Source organism: Limnospira fusiformis SAG 85.79 (assembly GCF_012516315.1).
In the GTDB taxonomy this organism is placed as follows: Bacteria; Cyanobacteriota; Cyanobacteriia; order Cyanobacteriales; family Microcoleaceae; genus Limnospira; species Limnospira fusiformis.
In genome coordinates, this window is record NZ_CP051185.1 from 4,240,724 (window position 1) to 4,256,073 (window position 15,350).

Below are 15,350 nucleotides of genomic sequence, written 5' to 3' on the forward strand. Positions count from 1 at the left end.
GATGAGTTTATCGATGAATACCCCAGACCGTGCCGTTATATACCATAAACAAGCAATTGAACATCTCAAAGAAGGTAAATTAGAGGAAGCGATCGCCTGCTGTAATTTCGCCTTGGAAAGACAACCATATTGGCCAGATGGTTATAAAACTTTGGGACTGGCTTACCAGAAGCAAGGTAACTTTGAGCAAGCCTTAATTGCCTATACAAAAGCATTAGAAATTAAACCAGATTTTGCTGAAGTTTACGGCAATTTGGGAAGTCTGTATGCCGAACATAAATTGTGGCAAGATGCAGTGCAAGCCTATGATGTCGCTTTGCGTCTTAATCCTGATTTGGTGGGGTTATATCGTAACCTGGCTCAATTATTAATTATGTTTGGAAAATATGAAGATGCTATCAGTTATTGTCAGCAAGCGATCGCTAAACAACCCGACTCATTTAAAGCCTATTATTTATTGGGAAATGCACTGAGTGGCTTAGAAAAATGGTCAGCAGCAGAAACGGCTTATCAGCGTGGTGCTGAACTTAATCCTCAATGCGATCGCATTCATGTAGACCTAGGGAATATGTTGGCTCAACAGGGAAATTGGCAACCCGCGATCGCTGCCTATCAAACAGCTATTAAAATTAACCCCAAAAATGAACTCGCTTATCATAAATTAGGAAATTCTTGGTTTCGCTTACAGGAACCAGAAAAAGCGATTTCTGTTTATAAAAAAGCCATGGAAATTAACCCACTAACTCCTTGGTCTCATCTCCCATTAGGGCGATCTTTGTTAGAGGTTGGTAAAGTTCAAGAAGCGATCGCTATTTGTTTTCGAGCAGTTGAATTAAACCCTAACTCCTACTGGGCTTATGAAAATTTGGGGGATGCTTTAAGCAGAAACCGACGTTTTTCCCAAGCCATTCCTATATATTTACAAGCCTTACAAAAAGTTCCTGAAGACAGGCCGGGAGTTAGTAAGAGTTTATATCGTCAATTGGGTTATGCGATCCGGGAACAGAGTCAAGCAGATGTAGATAAGGCTAGTCAGTGGTTATCGGAAATGATTAATCATCCACCGGATCACAATTGGCAAAAATTGGGTTTGACCAAACAAAACCCGGAACCCTATTTACAATTAGGAGAAATGTTAGCTAAAAATTATCAGTTTGAAGGAGCGATCGCCTTTCATAAACTCGCCTGTGAATGTCAACCTAAGAACGCTGAAATCCTGGAAAAATATCAGAATATTTGTCAGCAATACCAAGAGTTTGAGGAAAAAATTAGCTCCCTACAACTTGCCACCCAAGAAGACTCTACCTCCCCTAAACCTTATACAGAACTGGGTAATTTATTATCTGAACATAACCGCCTAGATGAAGCTGCTAGTTATCACCGCACCGCCTTAAAACTCCGAGGATGGGATGTTAGCGAACAACGTAATTATCGATTTACCCGAGACTGGTTTAGTAGTAATATCCCCACCTGGGAAAAAAATTTACATCATCTGGCGGGTATTCCCGGCTTTCAAGCCTTAGAAGTTGGCAGTTTTCAGGGGATGTCAGCCTGTTGGCTGCTTGATTATATCCTGACTCATCCGACTGCGACAATTACTTGTATTGACCCATATTTTCAACCGGAATTTAATAGCAATATTGCTCAAACTAATGCAGGCGATCGCGTGATTAAAATAGTCGGATATTCTCAAAATATTCTGAATTCTCTGGCGGCTGATTACTATGACCTAATTTATATTGATGGTTGTCATTTGGCGACGGTAGCCTTCCGAGATGCTTTGCTCTCATGGCGACTTTTAAAGGTGGGAGGAATGGCGATTTTTGATGATTATAATGTTTCCGAAGAAGATGACCAAGAACAAGAAGCTAAACGGGGAATTAATCTATTTTTAGAAAAGGTGAAAGATTGGGTGGATATTATAGATGAGGGGTATCAATTATTTTTAGTGAAAACCGGAGATGGTTTCCAGCCTGGTGAATTGGAAATGTTGTTATCAGAAATTGATGGACCATTACAAGCCTATTATTAATCTCACTAAATTATTTATGGTATCTCTACCTCCGAAATTGTTAGCATTACAACTTCACCAGCAAGCTATTATGTACATTAATAATCGCGACTGGGAGTCGGCTATCCAAGCTGGTGAACAAGCCTTAAAACTCTACCCTGATTTAGCGATCGCCTGTAAAACTTTGGGGATAGCTTGGCAATGCAAAGGAGAGTTAACTGAGGCGGAAAAATGGTATAAACAAGCCTTAACAATTAAACCAAATTTTGCTGAAGTTTACTCTAATTTAGGTAGTTTATATGCGAAACAAAGCCAGTGGCAACCTGCTATTACAGCCTATAAAACTGCCCTAAAAATTAACCCTAATTTAGCCGGAGCTTATCGAAATTTGGCGAAAGTATGGACTGAGTTAGAGGATACCGATAATTTTATGAAATGTCAATATAAAGCTCTGCAATTAGAACCGGAGAAAGGGAGTGCTGATGATTATATAAAGTTAGGAAATCTGTTCCTAAAGTGCCGCCAATTTACTAAGGCGATCGCCTGTTATCGGCAAGCCATTAAATTATATCCTGATACCTCTGAAGCCTATCATAACTTAGGGGAAGTTTTGAAGGCATTAAAAAGACCGAAACAGGCAATTTTGTCTTATCAAAAAGCTCTGAAAGTTAATCCCCAGTCTACCATGACCTATCGTAGCTTAGAAAAAATCTTAATTGAGCATCACCAATGGGACGAACTCATTAAAGTTTATTATCAACATTTAACCGTAGATTATAATTGCTTTGAAACCTATCGCAATTTGGGTAAAATTTTACTGCAAAAAGGTCAAATTCAAGATGCTATGAATGCCTTTCTTAAAGCCATTGAAATTAAACCTGATTTTTCTTGGTCTTATTGGAACTTATGGAATATTTTAGCTGAATATGAACAGCTAGACCAAGCCCGGGAAATTTTAGTAGCAGCCATTGACCGTTTTTCTGATTCTGAACAAGTGAAATTGAATTTGGGGGAACTTCTCAGCCATCAAAACAAGTTCCCGGAGGCTATGGTAGCATATCGGGATGCTGCTGCTCAAAAAATGCGGCGATCGCATCCTGAAATTATGGCGAAATCTGGAGATAAATCGTCTCCTATCCCACCTAATTTTATCATTATTGGCGCTCAAAAAGGTGGCACTACATCTCTGTATCGTTATTTAGAAGAACATCCTCAAATTGTAGGTTGTATCAAAAAAGAAACTCATTTTTGGGATAAGCATTTCGACAGAGGTTTAGATTGGTACTTATCCCACTTTCCTCCCAGTCTTGTCGAGCCTAATATTATCACTGGGGAAGCCACGCCAAATTATTTGGAATCCGCCAAAGTTCCTGAGCGTATATTTGAGGTATTTCCTGATATCAAATTAATTTTCTTACTGCGTAATCCCATCACGCGAGCCATATCTCAATATCACCATTGGGTAAGATTAATGCGCGAATATAGACCCTTAGAAATAGTGATGAAATCGGAGTTAAACCTAATTACAAGTAATTTAGAATCGGAGAGGAAACTAAGTCAATATCCCGGATATCTCTGGCGAGGATTATATCTACCATTTCTGGAAAAATGGATGTCGATTTTTCCCAGGGAACAGTTTTTAATTATCCGCAGTGAAGATTTTTATCAAAATCCGTCCCAAGTTTTTAATCGGGTTTTGGATTTTTTGGGATTACCTAGCTATGAACTATCTAACTATTGTTCCTATAACTCAGGACGTTATCCCCAAATCGAACCTTCAGTTTATAGTCAACTCCGAGATTACTTTTATCCTCATAATCAAAGATTACAGGATTTTTTAAATTTAGAGTTTGATTGGGATTAAATTAATGATGGACAATGATTGACATTTGGCAATTTTTGTGCTATATATATTAGCCATCAGTGGATGTTTTCAGCATCCTAGAAGTTTGAAAAAGATTTAAATTGATAATGCCATCCTCCGAAGAAATACTAGCATTACAGCTATATCAGCAGGCTAACACATATCTAGCCCAACAGCAATTTTCTGAGGCGATCGCTTCCTGTAAAACTGCCTTAGAATATCATCCTAACTTGGCTCCAGCATACAAAATTATCGGCACTGTTGAACAGCTACAAGGGGAGTTTGATCAGGCGGAAGCATCCTATAAAAAAGCCTTAGAAATCGAGCCAAATTTTGCCGAAGTTTACGCGAATCTTGGCAGCCTTTTTGCTCAAAAAAATGATTGGCAATCTGCGATTAACTGCTATGAAAAGGCTATCGAAATTAAACCGGATTTTGGCGGTGTTTATCGCAACTTAGCCAAAGTATTTGGGCAAATTAATCAGCAGGATAAAGCCAACTACTGTTGGTTAAAAGCTATCAATATTGAACCACAAAATGTTAACCTTCCTGAATATCTGGAGGTTGCCAAAGCACTGGATAATCAGGGAAAATTTCCCCAAGCGATCGCCATTTATGCTAAGGCGATGGCAATTTATCCAAACGTGGCAGAAATTTCCTATAATTTAGGGGAAACTTTCGTCAATTGTGAACAATGGGAATCAGCGATAAACGCCTATAAACAGGCTCTGGAAATTGACCCAGATTTGTATTATGTCTATAGTCGTTTGGGGGATGTTTTCACAGAACAGAAAAATTACCAGGATGCGATCGCCGCCTATCAAGAATGCCTTAAACTGAAGCCAGACATAGATTGGATAAATTTGAAGCTGGGGGAAATCTGCCAAAAACAAGGAGATATAAAACAAGCGATCGCCGCCTATCAAAAAGGCATAACTATCCAACCAAAATTAACATGGCCTTACTTAAAACTCTTAGAACTTTTGAACCACCTCGAATCATGGCAGGAAATTTTTAGTAACTATAAAGAACTCCTAAATAACCATCCAGATAAATCGGCGATAATTCACCAAAAACTAGCCGAGGCAGCCGTAAGATTCAAGAAATGGAATCAGGCGATTAAAAATTTCCAAAAAGCCCTAGAAATCGACCCAGAATGCTTTGATGCTTGTCTGCAATTAGCCCAGATATTTCTGCGCCAAGGAAAACCAATTAAGGCTATAGAAGCCTATATCAAAGCCGTAAATATTCGGCCTCATTTTTATTGGTCATATTGGAATCTGTGGAATTTATTATCCGAACACAATCAACTTGATATCGTCATTGAAATCTATCGCCAGAAACTCCAAGACTTTGCTGATTTTCATGTAGTTTCTATGAACCTGGGAGAGGCTTTAAGTCGTCAAGGAAATATCCAAGAAGCCATCACCCATTATCGAAATGCCAGCCACAAAAAACTGTTAAAAAATCGCCCAGAAATTGCTAGTCAATATTGGGACAATAACCATCCCATGCACCCGAATTTTTTAATTATTGGCACTCAAAAAGGCGGGACTACTTCCCTGTACAACTATTTAAGTAAACATCCGCAAGTATTACCCTGCATCAAAAAAGAAGTTTACTTTTGGGCTATGCTGTTTTATCGAGGTTTAGACTGGTATCTTTCCCATTTTCCCCACCTAGCGACCTCAGCAGAATTTATCACGGGAGAAGCCACCCCTCACTATTTAGAGATCCCAGAAGTTCCCCGCCGCGTCTGGGAAGTATTTCCGCGCATGAAACTGATTGTGTTATTGAGAAATCCGATAATCAGGAGTTTTTCACATTATTATCATTGGCAGAGATTAATGTGGGAAAAGAGGTCTTGGAAAGAGGCTTTTACCACGGAATTAGAAATCATGTCTAACCTAGATCATATCGAATTTAATTCTCCCGGCTTACAAGGTGAAAAGAAATACCTAGCCAGAGGCATATATATCAATTTTCTGGAAAATTGGATGTCAGTATTTCCCCGGGAGCAGTTTTTGATTATTCGTAGCGAAGACTTTTACGAACATCCCCAAGCCATTTTCAATCAGGTCTTAGAATTTTTGGAACTCTCCCCCCACCAACTCCATAAATATCACCCCTTCAACGCTGGAGAATATGAAGTCGATCGCCAAGATCCAGTTTTCCAGCAACTCCGGGAATTCTTCCGACCCCATAATCAGAAACTAGAGGAATTTTTAGGACGACAATTAAATTGGCATTGATAACCGTCCGAAAGCGCTATCCTTGAGGATAATATCAGCCCTATCCCAATTTCCTAAGCATAATGCGGTTGCAGCGCCAGTTTAATGGAAAAATCATCACCCTCGACACCAGAAACCCCATTGGGAGTGGTGGTGAGGGTCGCATCTACGTTGTTGCCAACGACCCCACCCTAGTAGCCAAAATCTACCATAACCCGACGGACGAAGACGCAGACAAACTAACCCTAATGTACAACGCCCCCCCTGCCAATTTAGACGTAATGCCGGGGATGACCTTAATAGCTTGGCCGATCGACCTGTTGCGGACTGTCGATAACCGCCCCCACATTGTTGGGTATCTAATGCCGCGAGTCACGGCGGCTGCACCCATCCACACATTTTACACCCCCAAAACCCGCCGGGAACAGAAACCCCTATTTAACTATCTCTACCTACACCGTACTGCGCGCAACCTAGCTGCCGCTTTTAACGATATTCACAGCGGAGGCTATGTAGTAGGAGATGTCAACGAATCCAATATTTTAGTCAGCGATACCGCCATTGTCACCCTAGTAGATACAGACTCCTTCCAAGTGCGCGACCCCTATACTGACCTGACGTTTCGCTGTCCGGTAGGAAAAGCGGAATTTACGCCGCCAGAATTGCAAAATCAGACTTTCCGAGATATCGATCGCACAGCAGAACACGATCGCTTTGGTTTAGCAGTGCTGATATTTCAACTACTAATGGAAGGAACACACCCCTTTTCTGGGGTATATCAAGGCAGTGGCGACCCCCCAGCCATAGAAGCGCGGATCAAAGCCGGTCATTTCGTCTATGGGAAAAAACCAGTCCCCTACCAACCGATGCCCTTAGCCCCCTCCTTCAAAACCCTTCACCCCAGCCTACAGGAACTATTTATCCGCTGTTTTGAAGACGGCCACAACTACCCCGAAAAACGCCCCCCAGCCATAGCTTGGACACAGGCGCTCAAGCAAGCAGAATCCGACCTAACCACCTGTACTAAGAATCGACAACACCGATACAGTAACCATCTCAAATCCTGTCCTTGGTGCGATCGCACCCGCCAACTAGGAGGACGCGATCCCTTTCCGTCCCGAGAGGCTGTGCGTTCCGGTCAACACCTAGAACCACTAAAAATCAAAAAGCGCCATCGTCTCACCCTCAACCCTAGAGTTACCCGTCCCCAACAACCATCGCGAGTCATCACCCCCACCACCAAAAGCCCCAGACGGGTCCTCAAACGTCCCCAACCTCCCGCCATTATCAGATCACCGCGCACATGGTTAGCAATTTGGCATATTACCGAAGGCGCAATAGTTGGGGGTGTTTGGGGAGTTACCTGTTTATCAGCGATCGTCGCCATAATTTTCGCCCTCTTTGGACCCACCAGCGGCATACTCGGAGCCATGATCGTCGGTAGCATTTGGGGCTGTTTTTTCGGTGCCACCGCCGGGTTATTCATACCCGAACCCATTACCGGACCTAGCAAAATCCCCGTCATCATTGGTGGTCTATGTGGAACCTTCATCGCCGCCGCCATAGCTGGAGTCGTTTTCGGCGCTTTAGAACAAGATGCCCTCATTGGTCAGGCGATTATGTGGGGCGCGTTTATGGGTATGGTGTGGGGTACCATCTGGAACCTCTTTAAACCCCCTCTATCGGTTCCCAAGGGCCGTGTACACGGTAAAAATGGCATGATTCTAGGTGCTATATGGGGAGCCTTTTTGGGTACAGCCATCGGTAGTCTTTTAGGAGCGATCGCCGTCCTCGCCATGGAATTAGACCAGCCTGGTAACTCCACCCCAGAGATCATCTCTCGCATTTGTGTCACAGCCATTGTCGCCGCCGGATTGGGTGCGTTGGGGGGGATTCTATCTGGTGCTACCTTTGGCACCATTGGCGGCGCACCACCCCTCCCCACTGCTATACGACTAGCCGGACGACGGGGAGCGTGGGTGGGTATGGTTTGGGGTAATTTCCTGGGAGTTATTACCGGCGCTTTTTTAGGAGCGATCGCATCTACCCTATTTCCTCAATTGCTGCAAACCAGCCCCCCAGACAACAGCATCCCCCTATTGTTAGGAGCCATTATCGTTTCCGCAGGGATTGGTTCAGCCTGGGGCATATTTTCCGGCATGATTTGGGGAGGACTCGGTAAATTTTGATCTGCGATTTTCCCCGGGAAGGATGCCAACGGTTATAACTCCATGATAAAGTCATCCGAAAAGACCATCACCCTTATACAAACATATCTGAATGCACATTGCTTGGCTTGGAAAAAAATCACCATTTTGCGGTAACGTTACCTACTCTCGGGAAGTAACCAATATGCTGCTTGACCGGGGATATCAGGTTAGCTTTATCCATTTTGCCCAAGAAACCACCCACCCCGAACGTCGAGAACAGTGGCCCCCAGAAAATGGACACTGGAAAATTACAGCCCAAGATTTCCAGTTTAGTAGCGATTCTCTCGGTGACACTCAGAGAACCAAAGAAGTGCCACTTCCCTGTCTCTATAAGTCTCAGATCTACACCATCCCTACCCTCAAATCTAGTAAGGTACTGATGCGGTCTCTGCAAGCATTAAAGCCTGATCTGGTTCATGCCTCCTTAACCCTGTCTCCCCTTGATTTCCTCCTCCCAGAAATTTGCGAAGAATTAAACTTACCCTTAGTAGCCACCTTTCACCCCCCTTTCGATCGCAAACTCCGCAACCTGACTTCTGGGACTCAGCATCTGATGTACCAGATTTATGCTCCCTTCCTGGCTAATTATCACCGGGTAATTGTCTTTTCTCAAATTCAGAAAGATTTACTGGTTAAACTCGGAGTCGCTGAACACAAAGTAGCCATTATTCCTAATGGCGTGGATGTCCAAAAATATTCTCCCGGAACCTCTCGCCTCAAATCTCAACTTCAAAGCGATCGGATTTTCGTCTATCAAGGACGCATCGCCACCGAAAAAAATGTCGAAGCCATGTTAAAAGGCTGGAAAAAAGCCCGCATGGGTGAAAACTGCCGCCTATTATTAGTAGGAGATGGACCCTTAGCCCCTTATCTGCAAGGCTTGTATGGCTTAGAAGACGGCATAATTTGGGCAGGTTTTATCGGCGATGAAGATAAGCGCATCGAAATTTTACGCGGCTCCGATGTGTTTATTTTACCCTCCTTAGTCGAAGGACTATCCTTATCTCTACTGGAAGCTATGGCCTGTGGTGTCGCCTGCATAGCCACCGATGCTGGTGCTGATGGTGAAGTCTTAGAAAATGGCGCGGGTGTCGTCTTAAAAACCCAAGGCGTTAGCAGTCAACTACAAACCTTATTACCTGTGTTTAGAGACCACCCTGAAATGGCAACTGTTTTAGGTAAAAAAGCCCGAAATAGAGTCCTAGAAAAATATACTTTAGATGAGAATATCACCCATATAGAAAGGTTATATATTGACGTAGTACAAGATGCTAAAATAGCGGTTAAACTGCATTTAAATTAGTCAAAAGTTATCTATATAATTAACCGCTAATTAACTGTTAATAACTAAGAGGTTCAATGTCTATCCATACTCCAGTTTTAGGGATATCTGGAAAAAACTCTACCCTCAGTTTAGGTAAACAACTCAAGCGGTCATCCATCAAAACCCCCGCCCCTTGCAACGTCAAAGCATCTAAACAAGCACCAGCCAAATTATCAATATCAGAATTGGTCCGATGATTACCAAACAAACGGATAGTCACCGCCGCCCGTCTGAGGGGAAATTTATTTGTTAAATTCCGTTCTGATATCTGGCGATACAATTCAACTTCCGCCCGGTTCCGCCACTCCCGATATCGAGGAGGTAAATAAGTCCCATTACTGGTAACCCGGGGACGCGCCTTCGGAACTACAGCACCCTCAATTACAAAGCTAATCAATTCCGTCTTGGGCGGTATTTCCTCCTCTGGGGGAACCGGGGTAAATTCTACATCAATAGGGGTATCATAGTCCTTGACCTCCTCTATGGGGGGTTCTACTTCCTCTATGGGGGGTTCTACTTCCTTCTGGGCTTCTGATTCCAAAGGTTTGGGTTGTGGTGCATATTCCCCAATACAAGCCGCCTCGATGCCTATTTCCACCCCCAGAAATCCTGGCCAAGTGCGAGCAATCTGCATATAAGTGTCAGCACTTTGGGCAGAAATATCAATCGACTCTAGCCAACCTTCCCAGTCAGTCGAGGTCAATTTGGTTTGTGCTTGTAGCAATAAAACTCCCGCATGGTAAGCCGGAACTAACGCCGTCTGGGGACTTCCTAGACACCGCTGATGTTCGTAGCTAATGGCACGCGCCAGATTTTCTAATTCAGAAATTTTCGGTTTCAGTTCAGTTAACACAATAATCTCAAGTCCACCTCATTAGTTATCAATTTTCCTCTACTAGGGGGTTCTCAGTACCCCATCCCCAGGTCAGTATCAGTAGTTTAACGGATTCACGCTACAGCTACCACGCCGAGCATTTCCTACCCCATATAAATAACAGGCTGTTTGGGAACTGTTAGTTCTAATCTAGCCTCCTGCATCTTACTTCAGTAGGAGAATTGGGGGTCATAAGGTCAGTGTCAATTGACAGAAGAGGAAAACTCACCGCCATGATTACCATTTTGGTCTAATAAATGATGATAGCCTTGATGCCACAAAGTTTGCTGAGGAATGCCAATTTTAATCCCTTCACGGTCGAAGGCTTCTTTGACCCGACACCGAAACTCTCGACCGACTTCCCACTGTTTCACAGGTTGAGTAGTAATCCAAATGCGGACCAATATTCCCCGATGACTCACGGCATCAACCCCCAAAACTTGGGGTAATTCTAAAATCAAATTCCGCCAATGGGGTTCCTGTAGCATTTCTTCTCCGACTTGTTTCATAACCTCCATGGCTTTGCGGATATCGGAATCATAGGCTACCTCAATAGTAAAATTAACTCGCGACCAATTTTTGGTCATATTTTCTACAATGGAAATACTGCCATTAGGAATGGTGATTAAATTGCCATCAAGATTGCGAATTTGGGTGATATAAAGATTTATATACTCGACCAAACCACTTTTATCTTCTACGGCAATTACATCACCGACGGCATATTGGTCACTCCACAAAATTAAACAGCCATTTAAGACATCTTTAATGGTACTCTGAAAGATGTAAGTTAAGGCAAAACCAATGACACCGACCCCGGTTAATATTTCATTCATCTGAATATTAAAAACTGAACTGAGAATGGTATTAAGGGTCAACAAAATGCCAACAAAGTAACTGGTAAATGATGCCAAACCTTTCAGGGCTGCCATATATGTGATTTGTCGTGACAGAAATCTTTGCTGCGAATTGGGATATTTAAACAGAGATTGGTTAACCCATTCTTGCAAGGAATATTCAATAGACAAATGGCTGATTTTAATGGAGGCAATGACAATGAGATAATAAACCAATAAAGAGAGGGGAACTCCCCCTAGGGCTACACCTATGGCGCGGGTGGCTGGATAGTAATATAAAAGATAGGCTAATCCCCCTAACCAAATAAAAATTTGTCCCCACTGAGTTACCTGCCGGAGGAATTGAATAACTTGCTTTTTTTGATTAGGAGAAAGATTGGGTAAACGACTCCAAATCTGATTAAATCCAAATTTAAACCGGGATTTAGGTATGATTTTAGGGTCAGAGTTGGGGTCAGCTTCAATAATATCTGTGGCGGTTTGAGATAAATTTTGGATGCGTTGATTTTCTCGGTCAATGATTTTCTGGACTTGCCATAATATCCAGCTACTCAGGATGATTATCCCCAAAAATAGGAGGGTAAAGGGAAGTTTGCGATTCCAGAAATACTGTTGAAAGGCGCGGCGTTCTGAGATGGAACGGTACAATTCTTGATAGATGGTATCTCGCCACTGTTTAGCGATCGCTTTTTTAGATTGTCCTTGATGAAGGGAGTCAAAATCAGTAATTGTGATGATCACCTGATCCTGTATTTGCGGTTGTTCAGGAGCATACACGACAGTTTCATCATTGCGGATACCCACTTCAATTCGGAGGGTGTCGGGATTTTCTACCGCCGCCACAATGGACATCAAAATTTTTTCAATGCGTTGAACTCTCTGCTGAACGTCAAAATCTTGAGGATGATCTGGGGAGATAGTCGGTTGAGAAGTGACTTCAAGGATGCTGCGATTATCGAGTCTAACCGGGGCACAAAATAAGTTAGCACAGGCTCTAGCTCGAATCCGAGGGTTACTGACTCTCGTGATATCCTGAAATGTGGGAAGGGGTGGCAATTGTGCGATCGCTGCAGTTCCCCAAGGGGCGAACATCCCCACGGCTAATAAACCGATCGCAAAACATTTAATTACTCGATGAAACCTATAAAATTTGCCTTTCATCATATAGCCGATAGCACCTCAAGAGAGTCAGGACAAGACAAAACTCTGATATTATAGCGCTTGCTAATTTTATGTTAAGCCCCTAAGCTGACAACAGGCTGAAAGGAATATCTCAAAAGGCATAGCTGATTAGTGGTCCTGGGGGTGGGCTGGCTGGTGATCTGGGGGTCTCCCAAATGCACCCATGATACATCCCCAGATTGATCGGTGTTGACAGACCGGGAATCTAGTAATCTTAGGCACGGTGGTATGTCAAAATGAAATATTGGTCGAGGAGCTGTGATTTTGCGATCGTCGGGTGTTCAAACTTCCCGATTAAGCCAAAACCTGCTAAACCCTAGCCAGTAGAGAATTTTAGACACTAGCCTTAAAAATCAACAGAGTTCTGACAATCCCAATGATTGAACGCTATACCTTACCCGAAATGGGTTCGCTGTGGACAGACAACTATAAGCTAAAAACGTGGCTACAGGTGGAAATTGCCGCCTGTGAAGCCCAAGCCGAACTCGGCTATATTCCAGAGTCAGCCGTGGAGGAAATTCAAGCCAAAGCCAATTTTGACCTAGCGCGCGTCCTAGAAATTGAAGCCCAAGTGCGCCATGATGTGATTGCCTTTCTTACCAATGTTAACGAATATGTTGGGGATGCTGGACGCTACATTCACCTAGGGTTAACCAGTTCCGACGTTTTAGACACAGCCCTAGCTTTGCAACTGGTAGCTAGTACGGATTTACTTCTCGAACAGGTAGAGACCCTAGCCCAAGCCATTCGCTATCAGGCGCAACAGCATCGAAATACCGTGATGATTGGTCGATCGCATGGTATTCACGCCGAACCCATCACCTTTGGCTTTAAACTAGCCGGATGGTTAGCCGAAGTCTGTCGCAACCGGGAACGTCTGGTACGTCTGCGACAACAAATCGCTGTAGGTAAGATTTCCGGGGCGGTGGGAACCTATGCTAATGTTGATCCGAGGGTAGAGGCGATCGCCTGTCAAAAACTGGGACTGCAACCCGACACCGCCTCAACTCAGGTAATTTCCCGAGATATTCATGCTGAATATGTGCAAACCCTCGCCTTGCTGGCTGCTTCCATTGAGAGATTTGCCGTAGAAATCCGCAATCTGCAACGTACAGACGTTTTAGAAGTAGAGGAATTTTTCGCACGGGGTCAAAAAGGCTCATCTGCTATGCCTCACAAACGCAACCCTATCCGTAGCGAACGCCTCACCGGACTAGCCCGCATTGTGCGTGGTCATGCGATCGCCGCCTTAGAAAATGTAGCCCTATGGCATGAACGGGATATTTCCCATAGTTCTGTCGAACGCATGATTTTACCCGATGCTTCCATTATTACCCATTTCATGTTAGTAGAAATCACAGATTTGGTGAAAAATCTTCTGGTTTATCCTGACAACATGAAGCGGAATATGAACCTCTATGGTGGCGTAGTCTTCAGCCAGCGCGTCTTACTTACCCTAGTGGAAAAAGGCATGAGTCGGGAGGACGCTTATCGCATTGTTCAATCCTGCGCTCATCAGGCTTGGAATACTCCCGACGGGGATTTTCATCAATTAATTACCCAAGACTCTGCTATCCAGTCTTACCTATCCCCAGATGAAATTGAATCCTGTTTTCAGGCTGAACATCACCTTAAACATTTAGATGACATCTATCAAAGATTAAGCATCTAAATCCTCTGGCTCAGGGAATTTACTCTCAGTATCAATAGTCAATACTTAGTTAATAATTCCCTGCCGATGAAATTTATCTAAATTGAACTGCCAAAAATCTTGACAATAAAGAGGTAATATGCTAAGAAAAACTGCGTTAGTTATCATTACATTTGTTCTGGTATTTTGGTCATGTAACTTGTGGGCAGAACCAGCTTACAGCCTGCCTTTAATCGCTCAAACACCTCCCCCTAACCTCATTACAGATTATAGCCAAGTTTCAGCAGCTAATCGACTGGTAGATATTCAATCTGTCAATCGCAATATTCGCTTAGATATTCGCTATGCAACCCCCAATAATTTTGTCAACCGAACCCTTTACCCTGTGTCTCGATGCCTACTCCGTCGTCCCTTCGCCCAGAGACTTTCCGATGTACAAAAAGACCTAGAAACCATGGGATTAGGGTTAATGGTTTATGATTGTTATCGCCCTTGGTCTGTGACTTGGCAAATGTGGCAAATTCTCCCAGATTCCCGTTATGTAGGTAATCCGGCGCGGGGTTCCCGTCACAATCGCGGCGCGGCGGTTGATTTGACTCTAGTAGATTTGAGAACTGGTCAACCTCTGGAAATGCCTACAGATTACGATGATTTTACCGAGAAAGCCTGGAGAGATTACACAGGCAATGAACCCCAAGTCCGTCGCAATAGCAACTTATTAGAGTTGAAAATGAAACAATATGGCTTTGAACCCTTAATGACTGAATGGTGGCATTTTGATGCTCAAGGCTGGGAAAGGTATGGTTTACTTAATGTCAGTCTTGACCGAGTACCTTAAAAGTAAAAATACCCCTGATAGTTCAGGGGTATTTTGTCCATTACCGGGAAGTGAGACTATCAGGAATGTGGAGTTTATATAGTTTTAATAGACCCAAAACAATTAAGATTTGTAGGCTCCAGTGTGCAAAGGCGAAACCCCATATAAAACAAACAATTCCGGTTAATCCTGCCAAAACAAAGGGAATATCTTCGGATGTTTGCATATACACCAAAAGAGAGCCAAATGTTAATATAAGTAGTGCTAGATACACTGATGGCATAATTTCTACCTCCAGGGGGATGCAGGGTTTGGGCTACAACATCAAG

Annotated in this window: 10 protein-coding genes; 7 read left to right on the plus strand and 3 right to left on the minus strand. The window is 43.3% G+C overall.

Going from position 1 to position 15,350, the window contains the following annotated elements; all coding sequences use genetic code 11:
* The first annotated feature begins 13 nt into the window (after nt 1–13).
* From HFV01_RS19820 to HFV01_RS19840, 5 genes are all read left to right on the plus strand, one after another.
* Nucleotides 14–2,032, plus strand: coding sequence for a tetratricopeptide repeat protein (locus tag HFV01_RS19820; protein WP_193520327.1), 2,019 nt, complete (start codon nt 14–16; stop codon nt 2,030–2,032).
* Nucleotides 2,007–3,875, plus strand: coding sequence for a tetratricopeptide repeat protein (locus tag HFV01_RS19825; RefSeq protein ID WP_318285831.1), 1,869 nt, complete (start codon nt 2,007–2,009; stop codon nt 3,873–3,875). The genes HFV01_RS19820 and HFV01_RS19825 overlap by 26 nt, the downstream gene beginning before the upstream one ends.
* A gap of 107 nt (nt 3,876–3,982) precedes the next feature.
* The gene (locus HFV01_RS19830) at nt 3,983–6,127 is read left to right on the plus strand and encodes a tetratricopeptide repeat-containing sulfotransferase family protein (RefSeq protein WP_193520328.1); all 2,145 of its coding nucleotides are present in this window, start codon (nt 3,983–3,985) and stop codon (nt 6,125–6,127) included.
* Between the two features lie 62 nt (nt 6,128–6,189).
* Nucleotides 6,190–8,295: a hypothetical protein gene (locus HFV01_RS19835; protein WP_006668129.1), complete on the plus strand. Its 2,106-nt coding sequence runs from the start codon at nt 6,190–6,192 to the stop codon at nt 8,293–8,295.
* Between the two features lie 91 nt (nt 8,296–8,386).
* The gene (locus tag HFV01_RS19840) at nt 8,387–9,619 is read left to right on the plus strand and encodes a glycosyltransferase family 4 protein (RefSeq protein ID WP_006668130.1); all 1,233 of its coding nucleotides are present in this window, start codon (nt 8,387–8,389) and stop codon (nt 9,617–9,619) included.
* A 37-nt stretch (nt 9,620–9,656) separates the two neighbouring features.
* Here HFV01_RS19840 and HFV01_RS19845 read toward each other — a convergent pair whose 3' ends face one another.
* Both HFV01_RS19845 and HFV01_RS19850 read right to left on the minus strand, forming a co-directional pair.
* Nucleotides 9,657–10,493 carry a RusA family crossover junction endodeoxyribonuclease gene (locus HFV01_RS19845; RefSeq protein ID WP_008049189.1) on the minus strand — a complete coding sequence of 279 codons (837 nt, stop codon included), beginning with the start codon at nt 10,491–10,493 and terminating at the stop codon, nt 9,657–9,659.
* 224 nt (nt 10,494–10,717) lie between these two features.
* A complete protein-coding gene (locus tag HFV01_RS19850) occupies nt 10,718–12,535 on the minus strand; it encodes a mechanosensitive ion channel family protein (protein WP_006620951.1) in 1,818 nt (605 codons plus the stop codon).
* A gap of 394 nt (nt 12,536–12,929) precedes the next feature.
* On the opposite strand from HFV01_RS19850, the gene purB reads away from it, so the two are divergent.
* Both purB and HFV01_RS19860 read left to right on the plus strand, forming a co-directional pair.
* Nucleotides 12,930–14,225 (plus strand): adenylosuccinate lyase, encoded by a 1,296-nt coding sequence (purB, locus tag HFV01_RS19855; protein WP_006620952.1) that lies wholly within the window; start codon nt 12,930–12,932, stop codon nt 14,223–14,225.
* 118 nt (nt 14,226–14,343) lie between these two features.
* Nucleotides 14,344–15,042 carry a M15 family metallopeptidase gene (locus tag HFV01_RS19860; protein ID WP_006668132.1) on the plus strand — a complete coding sequence of 233 codons (699 nt, stop codon included), beginning with the start codon at nt 14,344–14,346 and terminating at the stop codon, nt 15,040–15,042.
* Nucleotides 15,043–15,082: 40 nt separating this feature from the next.
* Here the strand turns inward: HFV01_RS19860 and HFV01_RS19865 are convergent, their stop codons facing one another.
* Nucleotides 15,083–15,304 (minus strand): hypothetical protein, encoded by a 222-nt coding sequence (locus HFV01_RS19865; protein WP_006668133.1) that lies wholly within the window; start codon nt 15,302–15,304, stop codon nt 15,083–15,085.
* Nucleotides 15,305–15,350 lie beyond the last annotated feature (46 nt).

What these genes read in the sequence shown, in the direction of transcription:
- HFV01_RS19840 (WP_006668130.1), top strand. Translation starts at nt 8,387, where the DNA reads ATGCACATTGCTTGGCTTGGAAAAAAATCACCATTTTGCGGTAACGTT.
- purB (WP_006620952.1), top strand. Translation starts at nt 12,930, where the DNA reads ATGATTGAACGCTATACCTTACCCGAAATGGGTTCGCTGTGGACAGAC.
- HFV01_RS19865 (WP_006668133.1), bottom strand. Translation starts at nt 15,304, where the DNA reads ATGCCATCAGTGTATCTAGCACTACTTATATTAACATTTGGCTCTCTT.
- HFV01_RS19860 (WP_006668132.1), top strand. Translation starts at nt 14,344, where the DNA reads ATGCTAAGAAAAACTGCGTTAGTTATCATTACATTTGTTCTGGTATTT.
- HFV01_RS19850 (WP_006620951.1), bottom strand. Translation starts at nt 12,535, where the DNA reads ATGATGAAAGGCAAATTTTATAGGTTTCATCGAGTAATTAAATGTTTT.
- HFV01_RS19825 (WP_318285831.1), top strand. Translation starts at nt 2,007, where the DNA reads ATGGACCATTACAAGCCTATTATTAATCTCACTAAATTATTTATGGTA.
- HFV01_RS19835 (WP_006668129.1), top strand. Translation starts at nt 6,190, where the DNA reads ATGCGGTTGCAGCGCCAGTTTAATGGAAAAATCATCACCCTCGACACC.
- HFV01_RS19820 (WP_193520327.1), top strand. Translation starts at nt 14, where the DNA reads ATGAATACCCCAGACCGTGCCGTTATATACCATAAACAAGCAATTGAA.
- HFV01_RS19830 (WP_193520328.1), top strand. Translation starts at nt 3,983, where the DNA reads ATGCCATCCTCCGAAGAAATACTAGCATTACAGCTATATCAGCAGGCT.